Origin of the sequence: Mesorhizobium sp. CA14, assembly GCF_020165195.1 — a bacterium.
In the GTDB taxonomy this organism is placed as follows: domain Bacteria; phylum Pseudomonadota; class Alphaproteobacteria; order Rhizobiales; family Rhizobiaceae; genus Mesorhizobium.
The window spans coordinates 18,126-40,429 of record NZ_JAIUHR010000040.1 but is presented as its reverse complement, the minus strand read 5'-3'; the positions used below and the strand labels follow the sequence as shown (position 1 = coordinate 40,429).

The window sequence follows — 22,304 nt, the reverse complement described above, 5'->3', positions numbered from 1 at the left end:
CCATCGAGGCAACCGAATGCAAGAACTACTTCGAAAACGCCGGATACGCTTCCGTCAAAACATGAAAGACTCTAGCGCAGGCTTTCGAGGTCGCGGATGCGTTTGGCACCGGCCGCTTCCAGCTGCCTGGTCACGGCGGCGATCAGCGTTTCGGCGACCACGAACAGAGCGGCTGACGAATCCCAGGCCGAAGGCACGGCGGTGCGTCCGGCGATCACGTGGCGGGCGAAGCGGGCGATCGGCGAAAGCCACTGGTCGGTGAAGAGAATGATCTGCACGCCGCGCTGATGAGCTTTCTCGGCGAAGCGGACGAGACTGTCCTGGTAGCGGCGGATGTCGAAGATCACCAGGACGTCGCGCTTGCCCATGTCGATCAGCCGGTCGCGCCAGATGCTCTCCTGGCCCGCGAGGTGATAGACATCCGGCTGGATGATGGCGAGATGAGCAGCCATGTAGCGCGCCAGCGGGTCGGTGAAACGGCCGCCGATGAGGAAGGTCTTGCCGCGCCGTTCGGCAAGCCGCGCGGCGATGTCGGCGAGCTGTTTGTCGGTGAGGTGCCGGAAGGTCTCGCGCATATTGTCGAGCGTCGCCTCGAGCATCGGCGAAACGGCGCTGCCGGCCGAGCTTGGATTGAGCGTGCGCGAAGCCGGCGACTGCAATTGCGCCGCCAGCTCATCCTGCAGCGCCGATTGGAATTCGGGGTAGTTCTGGAAGCCGAGCCGGGCGACGAAGCGCAGGATCGTCGGCGAGGATACGCCGGCCGCGGCCGAGAATTCGGCGACCGTCTTCAGCCCGGTCAAAGGATAGTTGGCAATCAGCGTCTGGGCGGCGCGTCGTTCGCCGGCCGGCATGGTGCCGATGCGGTCCGAGATCAGTTCGGCAATGCTGGAAATCATGTTTTCCCCCGCCCGTTGACCCGCCGCCGCCATTTTCCCGAATTCGCGTTTGACAAAGCCGGGCAAACTGTATGAAATCATTCACAGGGACGCAATGAGACAAAATACGTAACATAAGATACAGCGCCCCGCAGGGGACAATATGGAGAAAGCTCGGCCCGCTAGCCTTGCACCGTCTGGGACCGTGAGGGTGACCAACCCCGGCGGATCCAGTCCCTTCGTCTTCACCTGCGACCACGCTTCCAATTTCCTGCCCGCCGAGTTCGGAACGCTTGGCCTGCCGGCCGCGGATCTTTCGCGCCATATCGCTTGGGACCCGGGTGCGCTTCCCGTCGCCAGCCGCATGGCCGAGGCGCTCGACGCGACCTTGATCGAGACCCGCGTGTCGCGGCTCGTCATCGATTGCAACCGGCCGCCTGACGCGCCGGACCTCATTCCGCCGGTCAGCGAGACGACAGTCATTCCTGGCAATGCGAGCCTGTCCGACAAGCAGCGCGCCGCCCGCATAGATCTTGCCTGGCGCCCGTTCCACGACACGATCGCCGAGATCGTCGAGCAGCGGCTGGCGCGGGGTCAGGAGACGCGTCTGGTGTCGGTGCACTCCTTCACGCCGGTCTACAAGGGCAAGAGCCGGCCATGGCATATCGGCATCATCCATGATGACGACCGCCGCCTGGCGAAGCCCCTGGTCGCGGCGCTGCAGCGGCTTGCCGGCGTCACCGTCGGCGTCAACGAACCTTATTCGCCGGCCGACCGCGTCTATTTCACGCTGGAGCGGCACGCGCGTTCGCGCGGCTTAGCCTGCGCGATGATCGAAATCCGCAACGACGAAATCGCCGGCGAGACCGGGCAGCGGAAATGGGCGGATCTGCTCACAGGCATATTTTCGAATCTGGAGCCCGAGGAGGCCAGGGCTCCCGACAAAGCGCAATGGGAAAGTCAGTACAATCGGCCAGCTAAGAACCAATAGGGGACTTCCAAATGGCAGCAGACGACTATACCGAAGTCGATAAGGCGGAGGACATTCAGGTCCTTCACAGCATGGGTTATGCCCAGGAACTGGAGCGGCGCCTGAGCCGCTTTTCGAATTTCGCGGTTTCCTTCTCCATCATCTGCATTCTGTCCGGCGGCATCAATTCGCTGGCGCAGGCGACCTCGGGCGCAGGCGGCATCGGCATCGGTATCGGCTGGCTCGTCGGCTGCTTTGTCTCGCTCACCTTTGCCGTCGCCATGTCGCAGATCAGCTCGGCCTATCCGACGGCCGGCGGGCTCTATCACTGGGGCTCGATCCTCGGCAATCGCGGCACCGGCTGGGTGACGGCCTGGCTCAACCTGCTCGGCCTGATCACCGTGCTCGGCGCCATCAATGTGGGCACATGGACCTTCTTCGTCGGCGCCTTCGGTCCGGCGCTCGGCATCGAGGGCACGCTGACCAACCAGATGATCTTCCTGGTCATCATCACCGGCGCCCAGGCGCTGATCAACCATCTCGGCATCAAACTGACGGCGAAGCTGACCGACTTCTCCGGCTATCTGATCTTCTTCGGCTCGATCCTGATCGCGGTGGTCTGCCTGTTTTCGGCCGAGACCTGGGATTTCAGCCGCCTCTTCACCTTCCACAACTACTCCGGCGATGCAGGCGGCGGTGTGTGGCCGTCGGTGTCGAACGCCTGGGTCTTCGCGCTCGGCCTCCTGCTGCCGATCTACACGATTACCGGCTATGATGCCTCGGCGCATACGTCGGAAGAGACCATCAAAGCGGCTTCTTCCGTGCCGCGCGCGATGGTGATGTCGGTCGTCTGGTCGGCGCTGTTCGGCTATCTGTTCCTGGCCGCCTTCGTGTTGATGATCCCGAACATGGACGATGCCGCCAAGCAGGGCTGGAACGTGTTCTTCTGGGCTTTCGACCAGCGCGTCAGCCCCGGCCTCAAGGAGTTCGTCTACCTCGTGGTGTTCATTGCGCAGCTCTTGTGCGGTCTTGCCACTGTTACCTCGGCCTCGCGCATGATCTTCGCCTTCTCGCGTGACGGCGGTCTGCCGGGCTCGGCGGCACTCGCCAAGGTGAGCCCGACCTACCGCACGCCGGTGGCGGCGATCTGGACGGCCTCGATCCTGTCGGTGCTGTTCGTGTGGGGTTCGTCGGTGGTCTCGGTCGCCGGCACCTCAGCCTACACGATCGTGGTGTCCTGCACCGTCATCTTCCTGTTCCTCTCCTTCACCGTGCCGATCGTGCTCGGCATGATGGCCTGGGGAACGCCGAAGTGGGACAAGATGGGCCCCTGGAACATGGGGCGCGCCATCTTCATGCTGTTCGGCGTTCTCTCGATCCTGTCGATGATCCTGATCTTTGTCATCGGCATCCAGCCGCCCAACGACTGGGCGCTCTACATCACCGTCGGTTTCTTCATCCTGACGGCGATCGTCTGGTTTGCCTTCGAGCGCAACCGCTTCCAGGGCCCGCCGCTCGGCGACATCATCGCGGCGCGCCAGGCGGCGATCAAGGCGGCCGAACAGGCGGTCGGCGAGACCGGCCACTGATACGTCACTTCATGGCCATGGCCGGCGCAACGCCGGCCATGGTCTTGTTTCTCCCTTCAAATCGACAAGCACTGGAGCGCCAAAGGAATGGCCGGGAATTTCTCGTTCGATCAGTTGAAGAATGCGGTCTCGAACGGCGAGATCGACACGGTGCTGGCCTGCATCGTCGACATGCAGGGCCGGCTCGCGGGAAAGCGCTTCCTGGCTCAGTATTTCGTCGATTCCGCGCATGGCGAGACGCATGGCTGCAACTATCTCTTGGCCTGCGACATCGATATGGAGCCGGTGCCGGGCTACAAGGCGGCGAGTTGGTCGAAGGGCTATGGCGATTTCGTCATGAAGCCGGATCTGTCGACGCTGCGGCGCATTCCGTGGCTGGAGAAGACGGCGCTGGTCATCTGCGACGTGCTCGACCATCACACGCATGAGGATCTGGCACACTCACCCCGCGCGATCCTGAAGAAGCAGGTCAAGCGCCTGCAGGAGCGCGGCTATATCGGCTATTTCGCCTCGGAGCTCGAATTCTATCTGTTCAGCGAGACCTACGAATCCGCGCGCAAGAAGCACTGGCAGGGGCTCGATAGCGCCTCGCCCTATATCGGCGACTACCAGATCGGCATCACCAGCAAGGAAGAAGGCGTCATGCGCCGGCTTCGCAACGAGATGGAGGCCGCCGGCATCCCGATCGAAAACTCCAAGGGCGAGTGGGGACCGGGCCAGGAAGAGATCAATGTGCGCTACGCCGAGGCGCTGGAGATGGCCGATCGCCACGTCATCCTGAAGAACGGCGCCAAGGAGATCGCCGATTCCGAAGGCAAGGCCATTTCCTTCATGGCCAAGTACAATTACGGACTCGCCGGCAATTCCAGCCATATCCACAATTCGCTGTGGAGCGCCGACGGCAAGACGCCGCTGTTCTTCGACAAGAAGGCCGACTGGACGCTGTCGAGCCTCGGCCAGCAATGGGCGGCCGGCCAGCTCAAATACGCCAAGGAGTTCACCTGGTTCCTGGCGCCCTACATCAATTCCTACAAGCGCTTCCAGGCCGGCACCTTCGCGCCGACCAAGATCATGTGGAGCGAAGACAACCGCACCGCCGGCTTCCGGCTCTGCGGCGAAGGCACCAAGGGCATCCGCATGGAGTGCCGCATCGGCGGCGCCGACCTCAATCCGTATCTCGCCTTCGCGGCGCTGATCGCGTCGGGCCTCGCCGGCATCGATGAGAAGCTGGAGCTGCAGAAGCCTTTCGTCGGCGACGCCTATCAGGCCTCGCGCCTGCCCGAGATCCCGAAGACCTTGCGCGACGCCACCGAGACGCTGGCCAAGTCGAAAATGCTGAAGCAGGCCTTCGGCGAGGAGGTGATCGAGCATTATGTGCACACCGCCCGCTGGGAGCAGTTCGAATACGACCGCCGCATCACGGATTGGGAGCTGCACCGGGGCTTTGAGCGGTACTAGGGGTTAGCGTCGGCGCTGGCCCCTCTCCCCGTGAAGACCGGGGAGCGGGGGGCGCCGGCGCAGGAGCTTCTCCTTTCTCTCCGTCACTTATACAGGGAGAAGGTGCCGGCAGCCGGATGAGGGCGGCGCCAAGCCAAGTGATTTTCGATTGTTGTAAAACTGCGAGGAAGAAATGACCGAAACGGTCAAACTCAAATCCCCCATCGACGGCTCGATCTATGCCGAGCGGCCCGTCGCCAGCGACCAGGCGATCAACGCGGCGGTCGAGCGCGCCAGGGCGGCGCAGGAGAAGTGGGCCGAGACGCCGGTCGTCGAGCGCGGCAAATACATGCTGGCGATGCTCGAGGCGCTGGTCGCCATGAGCGACGAGATCGTGCCCGAGATCGCCTGGCAGATGGGCCGGCCGGTGCGCTATGGCGGCGAATTCGGCGGCGTCAAGGAACGCACCAACTATATGGTCGAGATCGCCGAAGCCGCGCTGAAGCCGGTGCTGGCCTCCAACCCGAAGGACGGTTTCCGCCGCTATGTGAAGAAGGTGCCGCTCGGCGTCGTCCTGGTGATCGCGCCTTGGAACTATCCCTATCTCACCGCGGTCAACACCATCGTGCCGGCGCTGATGGCCGGAAGCGCCGTTATCCTCAAGCATGCCGCGCAGACGCTGCTGGTCGGCGAGCGCTTCCAGCAGGCTTTCGACAAGGCGGGCCTGCCAAAGGGGCTGTTCCAGAACCTAGTCATGAACCACGCCCAGACCGAAAAGCTGCTGGGCTCCGGCAAGATCGACCATGTCAATTTCACCGGCTCGGTCGGCGGCGGCCGCGCCATCGAGAAGGCCGCGGCCGGCACCTTCATGACGCTCGGCCTAGAACTCGGCGGCAAGGATCCGGCCTATGTACTGCCCGACGCCAAGATGGATCATGCGGTCGCCAATCTGGTCGACGGCGCCTTCTTCAATTCCGGCCAGTGCTGCTGCGGCATCGAGCGCGTCTATGTGCATGAGAAGGTCTATGACGAGTTCGTCGAGGGTTTTGTCGCCGAGACCAGAAACTATGTCGTCGGCAATCCGCTGGAGCAGGCGACCACTCTGGGACCGATGGCGCAGGCGCGCTTCGCCGACCTGATCCGCGAGCAGAAGGCCGAGGCGCTGCGCAAGGGCGCGACCGCGCATATCAACATGAAGGTCGAGAACGACAAGCCGGGCTCGCCCTATCTGGCGCCGGAAGTGCTGACAGGGGTCGACCACCAGATGAGCGTCATGCGCGAGGAAAGTTTTGGGCCGATCGTCGGCATCATGAAGGTGCGCAACGACGAGGAGGCGATTGCGCTGATGAACGACAGCCCCTATGGGCTGACCACCTCGATCTGGACGCGCGACACGGAGCGCGCAATCGCCATCGGCGACCGCGTCGAGACCGGCACCGTGTTCATGAACCGCTGCGACTATCTCGACCCGGCGCTGGTCTGGACCGGCGTCAAGGACACCGGCAAGGGCGCAGCCCTTTCGGCGATCGGCTACGACAATCTGACCCGGCCGAAATCCTATCACCTGCGCGAAGCAATCTGACTTTTTGAAAGACAAGACATGTCCAAGCTGATTTCCAAATGGAACTATCCCACGACCGTCCGTTTCGGCACCGGGCGTATCAAGGAACTGCCGGACGTGCTGGCTGCCACGGGCATCAAGCGCCCGCTCTTCGTCACCGATCCGGGTCTGGCGAAGCTGCCGGTCGTCGCCTCGACGCTGAAGATCCTCGATGACGCCAAGGTTCCCTATGGCGTGTTTTCGGAGGTTAAGCCGAACCCCGTCGAGTCCAATCTCACCGCCGGCATCGCGGTGTTCAAGAAGGGCAAGCATGACGGCGTTATCGCCTTCGGCGGCGGCTCGGCGCTCGATCTCGGCAAGCTAATCGCCTTCCAGGCAGGACAGACGCGACCCGTGTGGGATTTCGAGGACATCGGTGACTGGTGGACCAGGGCCAATTCCGATGCGATCGCGCCGATCATCGCGGTGCCAACCACGGCAGGAACCGGCTCCGAGGTCGGCCGCGCCGGCGTCATCACCAATGAAGAGACCCACACCAAAAAGGTCATCTTCCATCCGAAGCTTCTGCCGGCGATCGTCATTGCCGATCCGGAGCTGTCGGTCGGCATGCCGGCCTTCATCACCGCCGGCACCGGCATGGATGCGCTTGCGCATTGCCTGGAGGCCTATTGCGCGCCGGGCTACCACCCGATGGCCGACGGCATCGCGGTGGAAGGCATCCGTCTGGTGTTCGAGAACCTGCCCAAGGCCTTTGCCAACGGCAAGGACCTGGTCGCCCGCGCCCATATGATGAGCGCCGCCGCCATGGGCGCCGCCGCCTTCCAGAAGGGGCTGGGCGCCATCCATTCGCTGTCGCATCCGATCGGCGCGCTCTACGACACCCACCATGGCATGACCAATGCCGTGTTCATGCCTTATGTGCTGGCCTTTAATCGCGAGGCGATCGAGGACCGTATCACCCGGCTCGCCGCCTATTGCGGCATCAAGGGCGGCTTCGATGGCTTCGCCAAGGCAGTTATCAAGCTGCGCAAGGAGCTCAAGGTGCCGCACGCGCTGCCGGGCCTGATCAAGGGGCTCGACATGGACAAGAAGCGCAAGGCGCTGATCGCCGACATGGCGGTGGTCGATCCGACGGCGGGCGGCAATCCGGTGAAGCTCACCAAGAAAGCGGCGCTGACGCTGCTCGAGAATGCGATCGCCGGCTCCATCTGAGAGCCGGCTTTCAATACCAAAAAGTCAAATAAGGGAACACTCTAGGAAAGGGAGAAGGGGCAAAATCAACGCAGCTAACCATTAGCCGGAAAATTAAGCGCGGGCTAATTGCTACGGTCCGTTAAAAAGAGTTAACTTTTTTGGCCGCGGGGCTCCGGTTTCAAAAAGCCTTCATCCGGCTGTCACACGAAAACGATACCCGCATCGCAGGCGCTTAAACGCGCCAGTTCAACGGAGAGGACACATGTTCAAGTTCACGGGGAAAGTGCTTTCCCTCTCGGCCGCGGCGCTCTTTGCGTCGACGGTGATTTCGTCCGCGGGTTCGCTGGACGATCTCGTCAAGGCCGCGAAGGCTGAAGGCCAACTCACCACGATTGCGCTTCCGCATGACTGGTGTGGCTACGGGGCAGTGATCGAAGGTTTCAAAGCTAAGTATCCCGGAATCACCATCAACGAGCTCAACCCGGACGCCGGCTCGGGCGACGAGGTCGAGGCGATCAGGGCCAACAAGGACAACAAGGGCCCGCAGGCGCCCGACGTTATCGACGTCGGCCTGTCCTTCGGCCCGACTGCGAAGAAAGACGGCCTGCTGATGCCCTACAAGGTGTCGACCTGGGACTCGATCCCGGACAGCGCCAAGGATGCCGATGGCGCGTGGTACGGCGACTATTACGGCGTGCTCGCCTTCGAGGTGAACAAGGATCTGGTCAAGGAATCGCCGACCGACTGGGCCGACCTGCAGAAGCCGGAATTCGCCAACTCAGTCGCGCTTGCCGGTGATCCGCGTGCTTCGAACCAGGCCATTCAGGCCGTTTATGCTGCCGGCCTTTCCGGTGGGGCCGCCGCTGGTGAAGCCGCGGGTACCGCCGGCCTCGAATACTTCAAGAAGCTCAATGCGGCCGGTAATTTCGTGCCGGTAATCGGCAAGACGGCGACGCTCGCCCAGGGCCAGACGCCGATCCTCGTCACTTGGGACTACAACGCGCTTTCGGGCCGCGACACGCTGAAGGGCAACCCGCCCGTCGACGTCATCGTGCCGAAGACCGGCGTCGTCGCCGGCGTCTATGTGCAGGCGATCAGCGCCTTTGCGCCGCATCCGAACGCCGCCAAGCTGTGGATGGAGTATCTCTATTCCGACGAAGGCCAGATCGGTTGGCTGAAGGGCTATTGCCATCCGATCCGCTTCAACGATCTCGCCAAGAACGGCAAGATTCCGGCGGACGTGCTGGCGAAGCTGCCGCCGGCGGAGTCCTATGCTTCCGCCGTGTTCCCGACGCTCGACGAGCAGGGCAAGGCCAAGGAAACCATCACTAAGAATTGGGACGCCGTCGTCGGCGCCAATGTGAAGTAACAGGCGATATCGGCCGGGCGGCCTGGCCGCCCGGCCTATTTTCAGAACGGTAACCGGCGCATGACCGATCTCTCGCTCTCCAACAAGGCCATTGCGGGAAAGACCGCGCCGCCGGCCGAGGCTCGGAGCCTGAGGCTGCCGACGCAGTGGCTTGGCGTTACGCCTTTCTTCATCTTCGCCGTGATGTTCCTGATCCTGCCCACGCTCTATCTGATGCTGGGCGCTTTCCAGAACGAGGCAGGCGAATTCACCTTCGCAAACATCGTCGCGCTCTTTTCGGCCAACATCGTTGCGGCTTATTGGATATCAATAAAGGTCAGCCTTGCGTCATCACTGATCGGCGCCTTCGCCGGCCTTGCCATCGCCATCGCCATCGTGCGCGGCGGGCTGCCCGACTGGATACGTTCAGCGACACTGACCTTCTCGGGCGTCGCATCCAATTTCGCCGGCGTGCCGCTCGCGTTTGCTTTCATCGCGACGCTTGGGCGGCTCGGTCTCGTCACTGTCTTGCTCAACACGCTGGTCGGCCTGAACCTCTACGCGCATGGCTTCAACCTGCTATCGTTCTGGGGTCTGACGATCACCTATGTCTATTTCCAGATTCCGCTGATGGTGGTCATCATCGTGCCGGCGATCGACGGGCTGAAACGGGAATGGGGCGAGGCCGCCGCCACGCTCGGCGCCACCCAGGCGCAATATTGGCGCATGGTGGTCATTCCGGTGCTTTGGCCGAGCTTCCTGGGCACCGTCATCCTGCTCTTCGCCAATGCATTCGGAGCAATCGCAACCGCCTATGCGCTGACCGGCTCGTCGCTTAACATCGTTCCGATCCTGCTCTATGCGCAGATCCGCGGCGACGTGCTGCACAACGCCCATCTCGGCTATGCGATCGCCTTCGGCATGATCTTCATCACCGGGCTTGCCAACATCTTCTACATCTGGTTCCGGACCCGCTCGGAGAGGTGGCTCAAATGAAGGCTGGCAAGTTCTGGGCCTGGGCCGTCTTCATCCTCGGCGCGGCCTATTTCTTCATACCGCTGATCGCGACAGTCGAGTTCTCGCTGCGCATGCGGCGCGGTGTCTATTCCTTCGATGCGTACAAGGTTGTGCTGGGCGACAGCCAGTTCCAGGCGACGTTCATATTTTCCGTGGTCGTCGCCATCTTCACGATTCTCCTGGGTGTGCTGATCGTGGTGCCAACCGCCTATTGGATCCGCCTGCGCCTGCCCCAACTGCGCCCGGTGGTTGAGTTCATCACCTTGTTGCCGTTGGTTATCCCAGCCATCGTCATCGTTTTCGGCTATATCAGAATGTATGGCTCGAATTCGCCGCTGCCGTTTCTCGGGTCGAATTTGGGAGCGAACGCGCTGCTGGTCATCGGCTACGCGGCGCTCGCGCTGCCCTATATGTACCGGGCCGTGGACACCGGTCTTCGCACCATCGACGTACGCACGCTGACGGAGGCCGCGCAGATTCTGGGGGCAGGCTGGGGTACGATCATCACTCGGGTTATTCTGCCCAATGTGCTGATCGCGGTATTGTCGGGCGCGTTTCTCACCTTCGCCATCGTCATTGGCGAATTCACCATGGCCAGTCTGCTCAATCGCCCTGCCTTTGGTCCGTATCTGCAGAACCTTGTGGCCAATCGCGCCTACGAACCGGCCGCGCTGTCCATCATCGCCTTCGCGATAACCTGGGGCTGCATGTCCCTGATCCAGATCCTGTCTCGTTTCGCGCCGAAATCGGCGAACCGCCCGAATTGAGCGAAAAGTACCGATCGAAAGAAAAACCATGGCCGAGCCGTTCCTCTCCATCCAGCATGTGCGAAAATCCTTCGGCGCCACAACAGTGGTCGAGGACTTCAATCTTGATGTCGCGCCGGGGGAGTTCGTCTCCTTTCTTGGCCCGTCCGGCTGTGGCAAGACGACGGTGCTGCGCATGGTCGCCGGTTTCGAGGAGCCTTCGGCCGGCAAGATCGTGGTCGGCGGCAAGGACATCACTAGGCTGAAGCCCAACCAGCGCAATATCGGCATGGTGTTCCAGGCCTATGCGCTGTTCCCGAACCTGACGGTGGGGCAGAACATCGCCTTTGGTCTCAAAGTGGCTGGCATGCCCAAGGCGGATGCCGACAGGCGGGTCGCCGAGATGCTCGACATGATCAAGCTGCCGCAGATGGCCGACCGCTATCCCTACCAGCTTTCCGGCGGCCAGCAGCAGCGCATCGCGCTCGCGCGGGCGATTGCCCCCAAACCCAAACTGCTTTTGCTCGACGAGCCGCTGTCGGCACTCGATGCCAAGGTGCGCGTGTCGCTGCGCGAGGAAATCCGCTCGATCCAGAAGAAGCTCGGCATCACCACCATCTTCGTCACGCATGACCAGGAAGAGGCGTTGTCGATCTCCGACCGCATCGCGGTGATGTATGGCGGAAAGGCCGAGCAGGTCGGCACGCCGTTCGAGATCTACAACCGGCCGGCGACCAAATTCGTCGCCAATTTCGTCGGCACGCTCAACGTGCTGGAGGGCAAGGTCACCGACGCCGCGTCCGGCAAGGTGCAGGTCAACTCGCAGGAAGTCTCGCTGAAAGGCAAGCTCAACGGTTCGAAGTCCGGCGATACGCTGTCGCTGGCGCTGCGGCCGGAGGCCATCTCGCTGGCGCGGCAGCCCGGCCACGACACCAGCCTGTCGGGCGAGATCGCCGAAGTGCATTTCCTCGGCTCAGTCATCCGGGTGCGCGTCGGCATCGGCGGCAACTCGGTATCGCTAGACACCTTCAACAACTCGGCGACACCGCCCCCTGCCGTAGGCGACAAGGCGGACATTTCCTTCTCGTCGGGTGATATGCTGGTTTTGCACTAGGGAAAGAGTGAATGGTGAATAGTAAATGGTGAATAGCGATCAGCACTTTACGTGCTCGAGATCTTCTGATGATACCCATTCACCATTCACCATTCACCATCACTTTTGCAGTGCCAAACGCCTGGTTCCATCGCTACGATGAGCCATGGCGCTGTTCGAACTCACCCTTGTCCTGCTGCTGATCGCCGTCGCGCTGACGGCGCTGTCCCGGCGGCTGGAGATTCCTTATCCGTCGCTGCTGGCGCTTGCCGGGGTTGGGCTTGCGTTCGTGCCGGGCGCGCCGGTGATCGAGATCGATCCGGAACTGGCGCTTGCGCTGTTCATCGCGCCGGTGCTGCTCGACGCCGCCTATGACACGTCGTTGCGCGACCTGAAGCGGTACCGGCTGTCACTTGCCCTGCTGGCGCTTGGCGCGGTCGTCTTCACCACCGTGGTGGTTGCCTTTGTGGGCTGGAAGATGGCCGGCCTGCCGATCGCGGCGGCGATAGCACTCGGCGCCATCGTCGCGCCGCCGGACGCGGTGGCGGCAAGCGCGGTGCTCAGCCAGTTCAAGGTGCCGCACCGCATTACAGCCATCCTGCAGGGCGAGAGCCTGCTCAACGATGCCACGGCGTTGTTGATCTACCGGATATCGGTTTCGGCAGCGATCGGCACGCTCATGCTCAAAGACGCGGTGCCCCTTATCCTGCTTGCAACCGTCGGCAGCGTCGTGGCGGGCTACCTGTTCGGCCGGGCGTCGCTGCTCACGCTGACGCGCATCGAGGATGCGGCAAGCAGCACCGTGGTGCAGTTCGCCGGAACCTTTGCTGTCTGGATCATTGCCGACAGGCTCGGCCTTTCCGCCATCATCACCATCGTCGTCTATGCCATCACCATCGCGCGCACCGGGCCACGCCGGATGTCGGCGAGACGCCGCGTCAGCGCCTATTCGGTCTGGGAATCGGCAGTGTTCGTGCTCAACGTGCTGGCGTTCGTGCTGATGGGCCTGCAGGCCCGGTCGATCATCGGCCGGCTTGCCGGCGATGGGCAAGGCGAGGCCTTTCTCTTCGCGGCGACAGTTTTTGCCGTCGTTATCGTGGCACGCCTCGTCTGGGTGGCGGGATACGTCGCGGTCATCCGATGGTTTGCCCGCAACGACAGCGAGGAAAAAAAGAAGGATGCGCCTACGTTCGCCGGCGCCGTGCTTGTCGGCTGGTGCGGCATGCGCGGGCTGGTGACGCTGGTCGCCGCCGTTGCCTTGCCGGCCGGCTTTCCCGGGCGTGACCCGATCGTGCTTGCCGCTTTCGCGGTCGTGCTCGGCACGCTGGTGCTGCAGGGCATGAGCCTGAAGGCTCTGCTGCGCTGGCTCAATTTTCCGCGCGATACTTCGATTGACCGCGAGGTGGCCGAGGCGCGGGTGGCTATCATGCAGGCCGCGCTCGACGTGCTGAGCCGCAAAACCTCGTCCGCCGCCGCGGTCGTGCGCGAACAATATGAGGCGCAACGCCGGATCGCCGAAAATCCCGACGACGCGCAAGCCGCGACGGAATACGACCGGTTGCGCCTTTACGCCATCAAGCGGCAGCGCGACACGCTGGAGGAACTGCGCAGCAACGGTACGATCGGCGACGAGGCCTACCACCGGCTGGAAGAGGAGATCGACTGGTCGGAACTGGCGGCGTCGCCTGCCGGAAGCTTCCAGCCGCTGACGACCTATTAGAGCAATTCCCGACGGAAGGTTACGGCGAAGGCGCCCAACTTTACCGCTCACATTTTTCCTGGAATTGCGCTACTGCGATCACCAGAAGTAAGCCGGTTAATCAATGAAGCTGATCAGCTACAACATTCAGTACGGCTACGGCAGCGACGGGCGCTACGATCTCAGCCGCTGTGCCAGGCTGGTGGAGGGCGCCGACATCATCGCGTTGCAGGAGGTGGAGCGGCATTGGCCTCGCACCAATGAGGACGACCAGCCCGAGATCCTGTCCAGCTTGCTGGCCGACTATTACTGGGCCTACGGCCCAGCCTTCGATATGGATGCCAGCGAGAAGCGGGGCGGCCGCATCGTCAACCGCAGGCGGCAGTTCGGCACGATGGTGCTGTCCAAGCTGCCGATCGTCTGGTCGCGGCTGCACACGTTGCCGCTGCGGCGAACGCTTAGGCCGCTCAACACCCGCAATGCGGCGCTGGAGTGCATGATCCGCACGCCGGCGGGACCGGTGCGGGTGCTTTCCTTGCATCTGGCGCATATCGCGGCCGAAGAGCGGCTGGAGCAGATCGACTATCTGCTTGCCGAGCATCGCCGCGCGCCGGCCGAGGGCGGCCCCTGGAGCGGTGTCGACGACGAACCGCAGCGCGACTGGGCGAACGGCCAGCCGGAACCGGAAAACCCGCTGGCGGCGATCTGGCTGGGCGACTTCAACATGGAGCCGGGCAGCGCCGAATACCGGCGTATCGTCGGCAATGTGCCCTATCATCGCGGGGCTGCCTATATCGATGGCTTCGTTGATGCCGCGGCCGTCGCCAGCGAATCCGGGCCGGATTTCCATACGCACGAAAAGATCATCGATGGCAGGCTGGCGAAACGACGGCTCGATCATTGCTTCGTCGGCGGCATGCTGGCCGGGCGCGTGCGTTCGGTCAGCGCCGATGTCGGCGAGGTGGCTTCCGACCATTTTCCGCTCCGGGTGGATATCGATTTGGAAACGCCGGGCGTCGCCTCAGGCCTGGCGGGCAGGTGAAGCAGCATGACACTGTTCGTCTTCCTCGCGGTGCTTTCGGCGGCGGCCATGCACGCGATCTGGAACGCGCTGGTCAAGGTGCATCTCGACCGCTTCCTGTCGATCACACTGATGACGCTCGGCATGGGCTTTGCGGCGCTGTTCGTGCTTCCCTTCGTCGAGATGCCAAAGGCCGAGGTCTGGCCCTACATCATCGCCTCGGTGATCTTCCACATGGGCTACCGGACCTTCCTGATCGGCGCCTACAAGGCGGGCGATTTCGCCCAGACCTATCCGCTGGCGCGCGGCACCGCACCGCTGCTCTCCGCACTCGGCGGCATTGTCATGGTCGGCGAGGTCCCGGCGCCATTCGCCATGCTCGGCATCGTGCTTTTGTCGGCGGGCACGCTGGTCATGTCGTTCCGCGGCGGGGCGCATCTGGAGAAGCTCAATCTGCGCGCGGTCGGCTTCGCGCTCGGCACCTCGATCTTCATCGCCAGCTACACGCTCTCCGACGGCAGCGGCGCGCGGCTCGCGGCAACCGCGCAGAGCTACGCCGCCTGGCTGTTCGTCTGCGATGCGACGTGGGCGCTTGTGCTGTGCATCTTCTTTCGCGGGCCGCAGTCGCTTCCGGTGCTGGCGCGCGACTGGAAGGCTGGGCTGTTCACCGGCGTTCTCAGCGGCGCGGCCTACTGGATCGTGATGTGGGCAATGACCAAGGCGCCGATCGCCTCGGTCGCCTCGCTGCGCGAGACCTCGATCCTGTTCGCCATGCTGATCTCGGTGCTGGCGCTGGGCGAGAAGATGACCGTCTGGCGCGCAGCCGCGGCGCTCGGCATTGTTGCCGGCGTCGCGGCGCTCAGAATGGGTTGAAAACAGACCCTCAGCCGAGCACGGTCATCACCTGGCCGCGCTTTTCCGGACTGAAGCGGATGACGACGATGATGCAGACGGCGACTACGCCGGCAAACAGGGCCAGCGCATAGCCATAGCTGCCTCCCGGCGCTTCGGCGATACCGGCCTGGTAGGGACCGCCATAGGATGCCGCCAGATTGCCGGCCTGGTAGATGAAGCCGGGCAGCGTCGCCCGCACCGAGCCCGGCGACAATTCGTTGAGATGCACCGGAATGACCCCCCAGGCGCCCTGTACCGCGACCTGCATGATAAAAGCGCCGATTGCCAGCATGAAGGGCGTGGTCGTGTAGGCCCATAGCGGAATTGCCGGCAGGGCGATCACGCAGGCGAGCGTGATGGCGTTGATGCGGCCGATCCTCTCCGACAGCGCGCCGAAGGCCAGGCCGCCGACGATGGCGCCGATATTGGCGACGATGGTGATCCAACTCACCGTGTGCGGATCAAAGCCGTGCTGCTTCTTCAGGAAGGTCGGATAGAGATCCTGCGTGCCATGGCTGAAGAAGTTGAAGAACATCATCAGCACCACGGCGTAGAGCGCGATGCGCCAGTGCTTCCGCAGCGTTTCGAGGAGGCCGGGCCGCGTCTGGGCGCGGCCCTCGACGAAGGCCGGCGATTCCGGCACATGCGAGCGGATGAACAGCACAACCAGCGCCGGCAGGAAGCTGAGCAGGAACATGGCGCGCCAGCCGAAGGTGAAGTCGCCGATCTTCTGCCCGTAAAGCAGCCCGTAGACCACCGCGGCCAGCAGATAGCCGGTCGGATAGCCGCATTGCAGGATGCCCGAGACCGTGCCGCGCGCGCTCGGCGGAATGGATTCCATGGCGAGCGAGCTGCCCAGGCCCCATTCGCCGCCCATGGCGATGCCGAACAGCGCGCGCAGCGCCAGGAATACGCCGAGGTTGGGCGAGAAGGCGGCTAAAGCCCCGATCACCGAATAGCTCACGATGTTGAGCATCAGGATGGGCTTGCGGCCGTATCTGTCGGCAAGCATGCCGAAGAAGAACGCGCCGATGAAGCGCGTCGCCAGCGTCAGGAACAGTGCTTTGGAGACCGCCGGAACGTCGGTCTGGAACTCAGCGGCAATATCGGTGAGCAGGAAAGTCAGAAGGAAGAAATCAAAAGCGTCGAGCGTCCAGCCGAGGAACGATGCGATTACGGTTTTCTTCTGCCCAGTGGTGAGGTTCAAGGCGGTCCTCCTTTTGCATCCCCCAAACGGAACGATATGTTCCAGGGCGGGCAAAAGAGAACGGGACGGCTGCCGGATTTGAGCCGGCGAGCGGTCACATTTGCGTCACCTCGAGATCGATGACCATCAGCCCGTCGGTGCCGCCTTCGAGGGCGGCGATCAGACGGGCGCCGGCGCGCTGATGCGCTTCGTGTACCAGATAGGCGTCGCGGGCGGCGGCATCGCGGAAATCGATGGTGAAGCCGTGGCCGAAGCCGCGCCCGAACGGCTCCGGGCTGACATTGGCGCTGAACTCCACCTTGCCCATGCCGTCGATGACGGCGCGCAACGCTTCGAGATCGGCGTGAATTGCCGCGCGTTCGGTCTCAGGAACGTCGTTGCGAAAGCGGACAAAGACGCAATGCCGGATCATCGTTGACGCCTCATGCCGCCTGGTTGCCCTTGAACACGGCCGGTGGCAGCGGCTCGCGGCCGAGGATGAGATCGGCGCCCTTTTCGCCGACCATGATGGTGGGCGCGTTGGTGTTGGAGGAGGGGACGCGCGGCATCACCGATGCATCGCAGACGCGCAGGCCTTCGATGCCGCGCAGCCTCAAATCCGGCGTCACCACCGCCATTGCGTCATGGCCCATTCGGCAGGTGCCGACTGGGTGATGATCGGTCTTGGAGGAGCGGCAGGCATAGTCAAAGAGGTCGGCGTCGCTTTGCAGGGCAGGGCCGGGCAGCACCTCGCGCAGCACATAGGGCTGCAGCGCCTTCTGCCGCATGATCTCGCGCGCGAGCCTCAGCCCCTTGATCGACATGTCGCGATCATAAGGGTCCGACCAGTAGTTCGGATCGATTAGCGGATGGTCGGCCGGGTCGGCGCTCTTCAGCCGCACCGTGCCGCGCGAGCGCGGGCGCAGGAAGGCGGAGTTGAGCGTCACGCCCGGATTCTTCAGCTTCTCGACGCCGGCCTCGATGCCGGAACCGAGGCCGAGATGGAACTGGATGTCGGGCGAGGCGGCCGTCGGGTCGGCGTACCAGAAGCCGCCGGTCTCGAACAGGCTCGAGGCGACCGGCCCCTTCTTGAGCAAGAGGTATTGCAGCCCTGCCCATAGCGTGCGGTGCAGCTTGGCGTAATTGTCATAGGTGTGGTCGCCGGTGCATTCGGCGATGACGAACAGGTCGAGATGGTCCTGCATGTTTGAACCCACGCCGGGCAGGTCATGCACCGGCGTGACGCCGACCGATTTCAGGTGATCGGCCGGGCCGATGCCCGATTGCATGAGGAGCTTGGGCGAGCCGATCGCGCCAGACGAGACGATCACCTCGCGTTCGGCGCGCAGGATCGTCTTTTCGCCGCCCCGCCTGTCGACGATCTCCACACCGACGGCGCGGCCCTTCTCGACGACGACGCGGGTGACCAGGACATCTGTCCTGACTGTCAGGTTCTTGCGCGTGCCGATCGGCTTCAGATAGGCGACGGAGGCCGATGAGCGCCGCGCATCTTTCTGGGTCAGCTGATAATAGCCGACGCCTTCCTGGCTCGCGCCATTGAAGTCGGGGTTGAAGGGTATGCCCATTTCCTGGCCGGCGCGGAAATAGGCCTCGCAGATCGGCAGCGGCGAGATCGGGTTCGAAACGCCGAGCGGACCCTGGTCGCCGTGATAGTCGTTGGCGAAACGCTGGTTGTTTTCGGCGCGCTTGAAATAGGGCAGCACGTCGCGGTAGCCCCAGCCGGTCAGGCCTTCTTCCTTCTCCCATGTGTCGTAGTCGCGGGCATTGCCGCGCGTGTAGATCTGGGCGTTGATCGACGAGCCGCCGCCGACCACCTTGGCCTGCGTGTACCAGAAGACGCGATCTTTCATGTGCCTCTGCGGCACGGTCGACCAGCCCCAGGAGGCGATGCCCTTGGTCATCTTGGCAAAGCCCGCCGGCATATGGATCAGCGGATGCCAGTCCCTGCCGCCGGCTTCCAGAAGCAGGACCGAATTGCCCGGATCCTCGCTCAGCCGGTTGGCGAGAACGCAGCCGGCCGGGCCGGCGCCAACAATGATGTAGTCAGCCATTGTTCCTCACAAGCGTGGCACGGAGAGCGCGCCGTCGACATCGATGACCGATCCTGTCGAAAAGCCGAATTTTCCGGAGGCAAGCGCGGCCACCACAGCGCCGATGTCGCCGGCCTCACCCCAGCGTTTTGCCGGCACCAGGCCGTCCTCGATCAGCGCGTCATATTTGGTGGAAACACCCGCCGTCATATCGGTGCGGATGATGCCCGGCCGCACCTCGAACACGCCGATATTTTCGGGTGCGAGCCGCAGCGCCAGGTTCTTCACCCACATCGAAAGCCCGGCCTTGGAGATGCAGTAGTCGGCGCGTTCCGGCGAAGCCATGGCGGCGCTCACCGAGGTGATGGTGATGATCGACCTGGCGGCGTTTACGGGTGCCGCAAGCATGGCCTTGGCGACGGCCTGGCTGAGGAACACCGTGCCGCGCAGGTTGATGTTCAAGGCGCGGTCGAAATTCTCCGGCTTCAGCTCCAACAGATCGCCGCGCACCACGGCGCCGACGCCGGCATTGTTGACCAAGCAGTCGATGCGGCCGAAGGTGTCCGTGGCTGCTTCGACCAGTTTCGAATGGTCGGCAAGGTCGGCGATATCGCATTGAGCGTAGGCTAATTTCGCGTCGCGCCCGGCGATGTTTTCGGCGAGACCAGCCGCAGGCTTCTGAGCAAGATCAGCGATCAGAATGTCGAAACCGGCGTCTGCCAGCGCTTCGGCGCAGGCGAACCCGATGCCGCGCGCGCCGCCTGTGATAATGGCCGAGGGGCGGTTCATTGGAGATTAGCCTTGTGGACGTCAGCGCTGCCCCTCATCCCCCTGCCGGGCACTTCTCCCCGTATAGTGACGGGGAGAAGGATGCCGTCGCCGGCGCTTTCGCCAATCGCCCGCGCTGCAGAATGGGTGCCGGCGTTGCGGCCAGCCTTCTTCTCCCCGTTTACGGGGAGAAGGTGCCGGCAGGCGGATGAGGGGTGGCGCCGGCCTATCATGAAGAAAGCTCCGTCCTGCGGAGATAGTCGGCCACGCGCAGCGCCTGCGCCGCGATCGACAGCGCCGGATTGACGGCGGCCGAGGTCGGCAGGAAGCCGGCGTCGACAACGAACAGGTTTTGATGGTCCCAGGCGCGGCAGAAGGGATCGAGCGGCGACGTTGCCGGGTCGTTGCCCATCTTCACCGTGCCGCACTGATGCGAAGGCGTGCGCTTGTCGAAGGGCCGCGACAGCACGATCGGATACCCGCAGGCCCGAAGGTTCTCGCGCATGACCCTGGTCAGGCCTTCCAGCGACTGCATGTTGGAGCGCCGCCACTGCATGACGATCTCCTTGCCGTCGACCATGATGCGGCTTTCAGGATCGGGCAGGTCCTCGCACATCAGGTACCAGTCGACGGCGTGGCCGGCCATGAAGTCGAGCACGAATTTCGGCATCGTCTTCACATTGGCCTTGAGCATGTTGCCGTCGATCTTGCCGAGCAGTTGCACATTGCCGAGCGGCTTCCCGCCCTTGCCGTCGGACAGATAGTAGTCGTTGAGCATCAGCGTCTTCTGGTAGACGCTGTCGTTGCGGCGGCGCGGATCGATGGCCAGCATCGCGCTCGAATTGTGGTTCATGAAATTGCGCCCGACCTGGTCGGAGCTGTTGGCGAGGCCTTTGCCTTTCGCCGACGGCGAGCGCAGCAGGATGGCGGCCGAATTGATCGCGCCGGCCGACAGGACGACGAGCTTCGGCGACAGCGTCTTTTGCGCGCCGTCCTGGGTGTAGTGGATGGCGGCGATCGACCTGCCGTCCGGCGCGGTTTCGAGCCAGTCGACATGCGCGCCGGTCTGGAGGCGGATGTTCTTGTCGGTTAGTGCTGCCGTCAGCGGTCCGGTCTGGGCGTCGATCTTGCCCTGGCCGGTGTTGGGGAAGGCGTCCCAGCCCGTCTTGCCTTCCTTCAGCCAGGTCTCGATGTCGACGCCGAGCGGCAGCGAAGCGGGGTGCAGTCCAAGGCTCTTCAGCTCGGCGCGGGCACGCGCGATCGGCGGCTCGTCCGGCACCGGCTTAAAGGCGTAGGGGATCGAATGGAACGGCTCGGTCGGGTCTTCGCCCAGCGCGCCGCGCACGCGAAAAAGCTGCTCGGCCTTCGAATACCATGGCTCGAATTCGTCATAGGAGAACGGCCAGGCCGGCGAGACGCCGCCGAAATGCTCGAGCTCGGAAAAGTCCTCCTTGCGGTAACGGATCAGGACCGCGCCGAAGAACTTCGAATTGCCGCCGACATAGTAGTAGTTCCCCGGGTTGAAAGCAGCGCCGCCGGCTTCGCGCCACATCTCCTTCGGCCGGTAGTGCTCGTCGAGGAAGATGGAGCGCGTCGAGCGCGCATGCGGCGTCGCGGGCAGCGGCTCGCCGCGCTCCAGGATCAGGATCGAGGCGCCGCTGCCGGCCAAGCCTGAGGCGATCGTGGCGCCGCCGATGCCGGAGCCGATGATGACGATATCCGGGTTTGCCATAGCCTTTTAGAGAATGCGCTTCTCGGTCGCCGGGTCGAAGAACACCGCCTTGCTGAGGTTGAAGGCCAAGGGCGTGCTGGTGCCGGGCTGGATATTCGCATCGGCCCTCAGCCGCGCCACCACGCCCTTGCCGCCCAGATTGGTGACGGCGAAAGTGTCGGATCCCGCCGGCTCCACGACTTCGATATGGCAGTCGGCTGTGGCGATGTTCGAAGCGTTGCGTTCCGCACCTTCCGGGTCGGTCAGCGCTTCGGGGCGCACGCCGAAGATCACCGGCTTGTCCTTGAAGGCCGCAAGACCTGAGGGCGCGCCGGACATCGGCAGCACGATCGGCTGGCGCGCCTCGCGGTCCAGCACCACCGACAGCCCGCTGCCATTAGCGTCGATTTTGGCCGGGATCAGGTTCATCGCCGGCGAGCCCATGAAGTCGGCGACGAAGATGTTGGTGGGGTTGTTGTAGATCTCGGCCGGCGTGCCGAACTGCTGCACCTCGCCATCGCGCATGACGGCGATCTTGGTCGCCAGCGTCATCGCCTCGATCTGGTCATGCGTGACATAGACGATCGTCGTGCCGGTGGTGGCATGCAGGCGTTTGATCTCGATGCGCATGTCGACGCGCAGCTTGGCGTCGAGGTTCGAGAGCGGCTCGTCGAACAGGAAGAGTTTCGGGTCGCGCACCAGCGCCCGGCCCATGGCGACGCGTTGGCGCTGGCCGCCGGAAAGCTGACTGGGCTTGCGGTTGAGCAGATGGCCGATCTGCAGGATCTTCGCCACCTTGTCGATCGCCGCCTGGCGTTCCGCCGCCGGCACGCCGCGCATCTCCATGCCGAAGGCGATATTGCCGGCAACCGTCATGTTGGGGTAGAGCGCATAACTCTGGAACACCATGGCGATGTCGCGCTTGGAAGGATGCAGGTCGTTGATTGCGCGACCGTCGACGCGGATCTGGCCCTCGGTGATCTGCTCCAGCCCGGCAATGGTGTTGAGCAATGTGGACTTTCCGCAGCCGGACGGGCCGACCAGCACCAGGAAGCCGCCCTTTTCGAGCTCGACATTGATGCCCTTCAGGATCTCGACATTCCCGAAGCGCTTCTTAAGCCCATCAATTTCCAGAAAAGCCATG

General features: G+C 63.4%; 19 protein-coding genes. 12 read left to right on the top strand and 7 right to left on the bottom strand.

Going from position 1 to position 22,304, the window contains the following annotated elements:
* Positions 1-71: 71 nt before the first annotated feature.
* The gene (locus LB565_RS28070) at positions 72-896 is read right to left on the bottom strand and encodes a MurR/RpiR family transcriptional regulator (protein WP_224589332.1); all 825 of its coding nucleotides are present in this window, start codon (positions 894-896) and stop codon (positions 72-74) included.
* A 142-nt stretch (positions 897-1,038) separates the two neighbouring features.
* Between LB565_RS28070 and LB565_RS28065 the strand changes: the two genes are divergently transcribed.
* The 12 genes from LB565_RS28065 to LB565_RS28010 all read left to right on the top strand — a co-directional run bounded on the left by LB565_RS28065 (position 1,039) and on the right by LB565_RS28010 (position 15,423).
* Positions 1,039-1,866 (top strand): N-formylglutamate amidohydrolase, encoded by an 828-nt coding sequence (locus LB565_RS28065; protein ID WP_224589331.1) that lies wholly within the window; start codon positions 1,039-1,041, stop codon positions 1,864-1,866.
* A gap of 11 nt (positions 1,867-1,877) precedes the next feature.
* Positions 1,878-3,434: an amino acid permease gene (locus tag LB565_RS28060; protein WP_224589330.1), complete on the top strand. Its 1,557-nt coding sequence runs from the start codon at positions 1,878-1,880 to the stop codon at positions 3,432-3,434.
* An 87-nt stretch (positions 3,435-3,521) separates the two neighbouring features.
* Positions 3,522-4,892 (top strand): glutamine synthetase family protein, encoded by a 1,371-nt coding sequence (locus tag LB565_RS28055; protein WP_224589329.1) that lies wholly within the window; start codon positions 3,522-3,524, stop codon positions 4,890-4,892.
* A gap of 172 nt (positions 4,893-5,064) precedes the next feature.
* A complete protein-coding gene (locus LB565_RS28050) occupies positions 5,065-6,453 on the top strand; it encodes an aldehyde dehydrogenase family protein (RefSeq protein ID WP_224589328.1) in 1,389 nt (462 codons plus the stop codon).
* Between the two features lie 18 nt (positions 6,454-6,471).
* Positions 6,472-7,644 carry an iron-containing alcohol dehydrogenase gene (locus LB565_RS28045; RefSeq protein ID WP_224589327.1) on the top strand — a complete coding sequence of 391 codons (1,173 nt, stop codon included), beginning with the start codon at positions 6,472-6,474 and terminating at the stop codon, positions 7,642-7,644.
* 244 nt (positions 7,645-7,888) lie between these two features.
* Positions 7,889-8,995, top strand: a complete 1,107-nt coding sequence (locus LB565_RS28040; RefSeq protein WP_224589326.1) for an ABC transporter substrate-binding protein — start codon at positions 7,889-7,891, stop codon at positions 8,993-8,995.
* Positions 8,996-9,055: 60 nt separating this feature from the next.
* Positions 9,056-9,970: an ABC transporter permease gene (locus tag LB565_RS28035; protein WP_224589325.1), complete on the top strand. Its 915-nt coding sequence runs from the start codon at positions 9,056-9,058 to the stop codon at positions 9,968-9,970.
* Complete coding sequence (locus tag LB565_RS28030; RefSeq protein WP_224589324.1) at positions 9,967-10,758, top strand: ABC transporter permease; 792 nt, start codon at positions 9,967-9,969, stop codon at positions 10,756-10,758. Before LB565_RS28035 ends, LB565_RS28030 begins: the two co-directional genes overlap by 4 nt.
* Before the next feature lie 28 nt (positions 10,759-10,786).
* Positions 10,787-11,851, top strand: coding sequence for an ABC transporter ATP-binding protein (locus tag LB565_RS28025; protein ID WP_224589323.1), 1,065 nt, complete (start codon positions 10,787-10,789; stop codon positions 11,849-11,851).
* 145 nt (positions 11,852-11,996) lie between these two features.
* Positions 11,997-13,550 (top strand): cation:proton antiporter, encoded by a 1,554-nt coding sequence (locus LB565_RS28020; RefSeq protein ID WP_224589322.1) that lies wholly within the window; start codon positions 11,997-11,999, stop codon positions 13,548-13,550.
* A gap of 103 nt (positions 13,551-13,653) precedes the next feature.
* Entirely contained in the window at positions 13,654-14,571 is a 918-nt protein-coding gene (locus tag LB565_RS28015) for an endonuclease/exonuclease/phosphatase family protein (RefSeq protein WP_224589321.1), read from the top strand.
* A 6-nt stretch (positions 14,572-14,577) separates the two neighbouring features.
* Complete coding sequence (locus LB565_RS28010) at positions 14,578-15,423, top strand: EamA family transporter (RefSeq protein WP_224589320.1); 846 nt, start codon at positions 14,578-14,580, stop codon at positions 15,421-15,423.
* A gap of 10 nt (positions 15,424-15,433) precedes the next feature.
* Here LB565_RS28010 and LB565_RS28005 read toward each other — a convergent pair whose 3' ends face one another.
* The 6 genes from LB565_RS28005 to LB565_RS27980 form a co-directional block, all read right to left on the bottom strand.
* Positions 15,434-16,651, bottom strand: a complete 1,218-nt coding sequence (locus tag LB565_RS28005) for an MFS transporter (protein WP_224589319.1) — start codon at positions 16,649-16,651, stop codon at positions 15,434-15,436.
* Between the two features lie 94 nt (positions 16,652-16,745).
* Complete coding sequence (locus tag LB565_RS28000; protein WP_224589318.1) at positions 16,746-17,063, bottom strand: Dabb family protein; 318 nt, start codon at positions 17,061-17,063, stop codon at positions 16,746-16,748.
* A 10-nt stretch (positions 17,064-17,073) separates the two neighbouring features.
* Positions 17,074-18,702, bottom strand: coding sequence for a GMC family oxidoreductase (locus LB565_RS27995; RefSeq protein ID WP_224589317.1), 1,629 nt, complete (start codon positions 18,700-18,702; stop codon positions 17,074-17,076).
* Positions 18,703-18,708: 6 nt separating this feature from the next.
* Positions 18,709-19,470: a 3-ketoacyl-ACP reductase gene (locus LB565_RS27990; protein WP_224589316.1), complete on the bottom strand. Its 762-nt coding sequence runs from the start codon at positions 19,468-19,470 to the stop codon at positions 18,709-18,711.
* 208 nt (positions 19,471-19,678) lie between these two features.
* A complete protein-coding gene (locus LB565_RS27985; RefSeq protein WP_224589315.1) occupies positions 19,679-21,181 on the bottom strand; it encodes a GMC oxidoreductase in 1,503 nt (500 codons plus the stop codon).
* A gap of 6 nt (positions 21,182-21,187) precedes the next feature.
* Complete coding sequence (locus tag LB565_RS27980) at positions 21,188-22,303, bottom strand: ABC transporter ATP-binding protein (protein WP_224589314.1); 1,116 nt, start codon at positions 22,301-22,303, stop codon at positions 21,188-21,190.
* Position 22,304 lies beyond the last annotated feature (1 nt).

Excerpts from the sequence above, each read along its gene's own strand:
- LB565_RS28070 (WP_224589332.1), bottom strand. The coding sequence starts at position 896 with ATGATTTCCAGCATTGCCGAACTGATCTCGGACCGCATCGGCACCATG.
- LB565_RS28065 (WP_224589331.1), top strand. The coding sequence starts at position 1,039 with ATGGAGAAAGCTCGGCCCGCTAGCCTTGCACCGTCTGGGACCGTGAGG.
- LB565_RS28060 (WP_224589330.1), top strand. The coding sequence starts at position 1,878 with ATGGCAGCAGACGACTATACCGAAGTCGATAAGGCGGAGGACATTCAG.
- LB565_RS28055 (WP_224589329.1), top strand. The coding sequence starts at position 3,522 with ATGGCCGGGAATTTCTCGTTCGATCAGTTGAAGAATGCGGTCTCGAAC.
- LB565_RS28050 (WP_224589328.1), top strand. The coding sequence starts at position 5,065 with ATGACCGAAACGGTCAAACTCAAATCCCCCATCGACGGCTCGATCTAT.
- LB565_RS28045 (WP_224589327.1), top strand. The coding sequence starts at position 6,472 with ATGTCCAAGCTGATTTCCAAATGGAACTATCCCACGACCGTCCGTTTC.
- LB565_RS28040 (WP_224589326.1), top strand. The coding sequence starts at position 7,889 with ATGTTCAAGTTCACGGGGAAAGTGCTTTCCCTCTCGGCCGCGGCGCTC.
- LB565_RS28035 (WP_224589325.1), top strand. The coding sequence starts at position 9,056 with ATGACCGATCTCTCGCTCTCCAACAAGGCCATTGCGGGAAAGACCGCG.
- LB565_RS28030 (WP_224589324.1), top strand. The coding sequence starts at position 9,967 with ATGAAGGCTGGCAAGTTCTGGGCCTGGGCCGTCTTCATCCTCGGCGCG.
- LB565_RS28025 (WP_224589323.1), top strand. The coding sequence starts at position 10,787 with ATGGCCGAGCCGTTCCTCTCCATCCAGCATGTGCGAAAATCCTTCGGC.
- LB565_RS28020 (WP_224589322.1), top strand. The coding sequence starts at position 11,997 with ATGGCGCTGTTCGAACTCACCCTTGTCCTGCTGCTGATCGCCGTCGCG.
- LB565_RS28015 (WP_224589321.1), top strand. The coding sequence starts at position 13,654 with ATGAAGCTGATCAGCTACAACATTCAGTACGGCTACGGCAGCGACGGG.
- LB565_RS28010 (WP_224589320.1), top strand. The coding sequence starts at position 14,578 with ATGACACTGTTCGTCTTCCTCGCGGTGCTTTCGGCGGCGGCCATGCAC.
- LB565_RS28000 (WP_224589318.1), bottom strand. The coding sequence starts at position 17,063 with ATGATCCGGCATTGCGTCTTTGTCCGCTTTCGCAACGACGTTCCTGAG.
- LB565_RS27995 (WP_224589317.1), bottom strand. The coding sequence starts at position 18,702 with ATGGCTGACTACATCATTGTTGGCGCCGGCCCGGCCGGCTGCGTTCTC.
- LB565_RS27990 (WP_224589316.1), bottom strand. The coding sequence starts at position 19,470 with ATGAACCGCCCCTCGGCCATTATCACAGGCGGCGCGCGCGGCATCGGG.
- LB565_RS27985 (WP_224589315.1), bottom strand. The coding sequence starts at position 21,181 with ATGGCAAACCCGGATATCGTCATCATCGGCTCCGGCATCGGCGGCGCC.
- LB565_RS27980 (WP_224589314.1), bottom strand. The coding sequence starts at position 22,303 with ATGGCTTTTCTGGAAATTGATGGGCTTAAGAAGCGCTTCGGGAATGTC.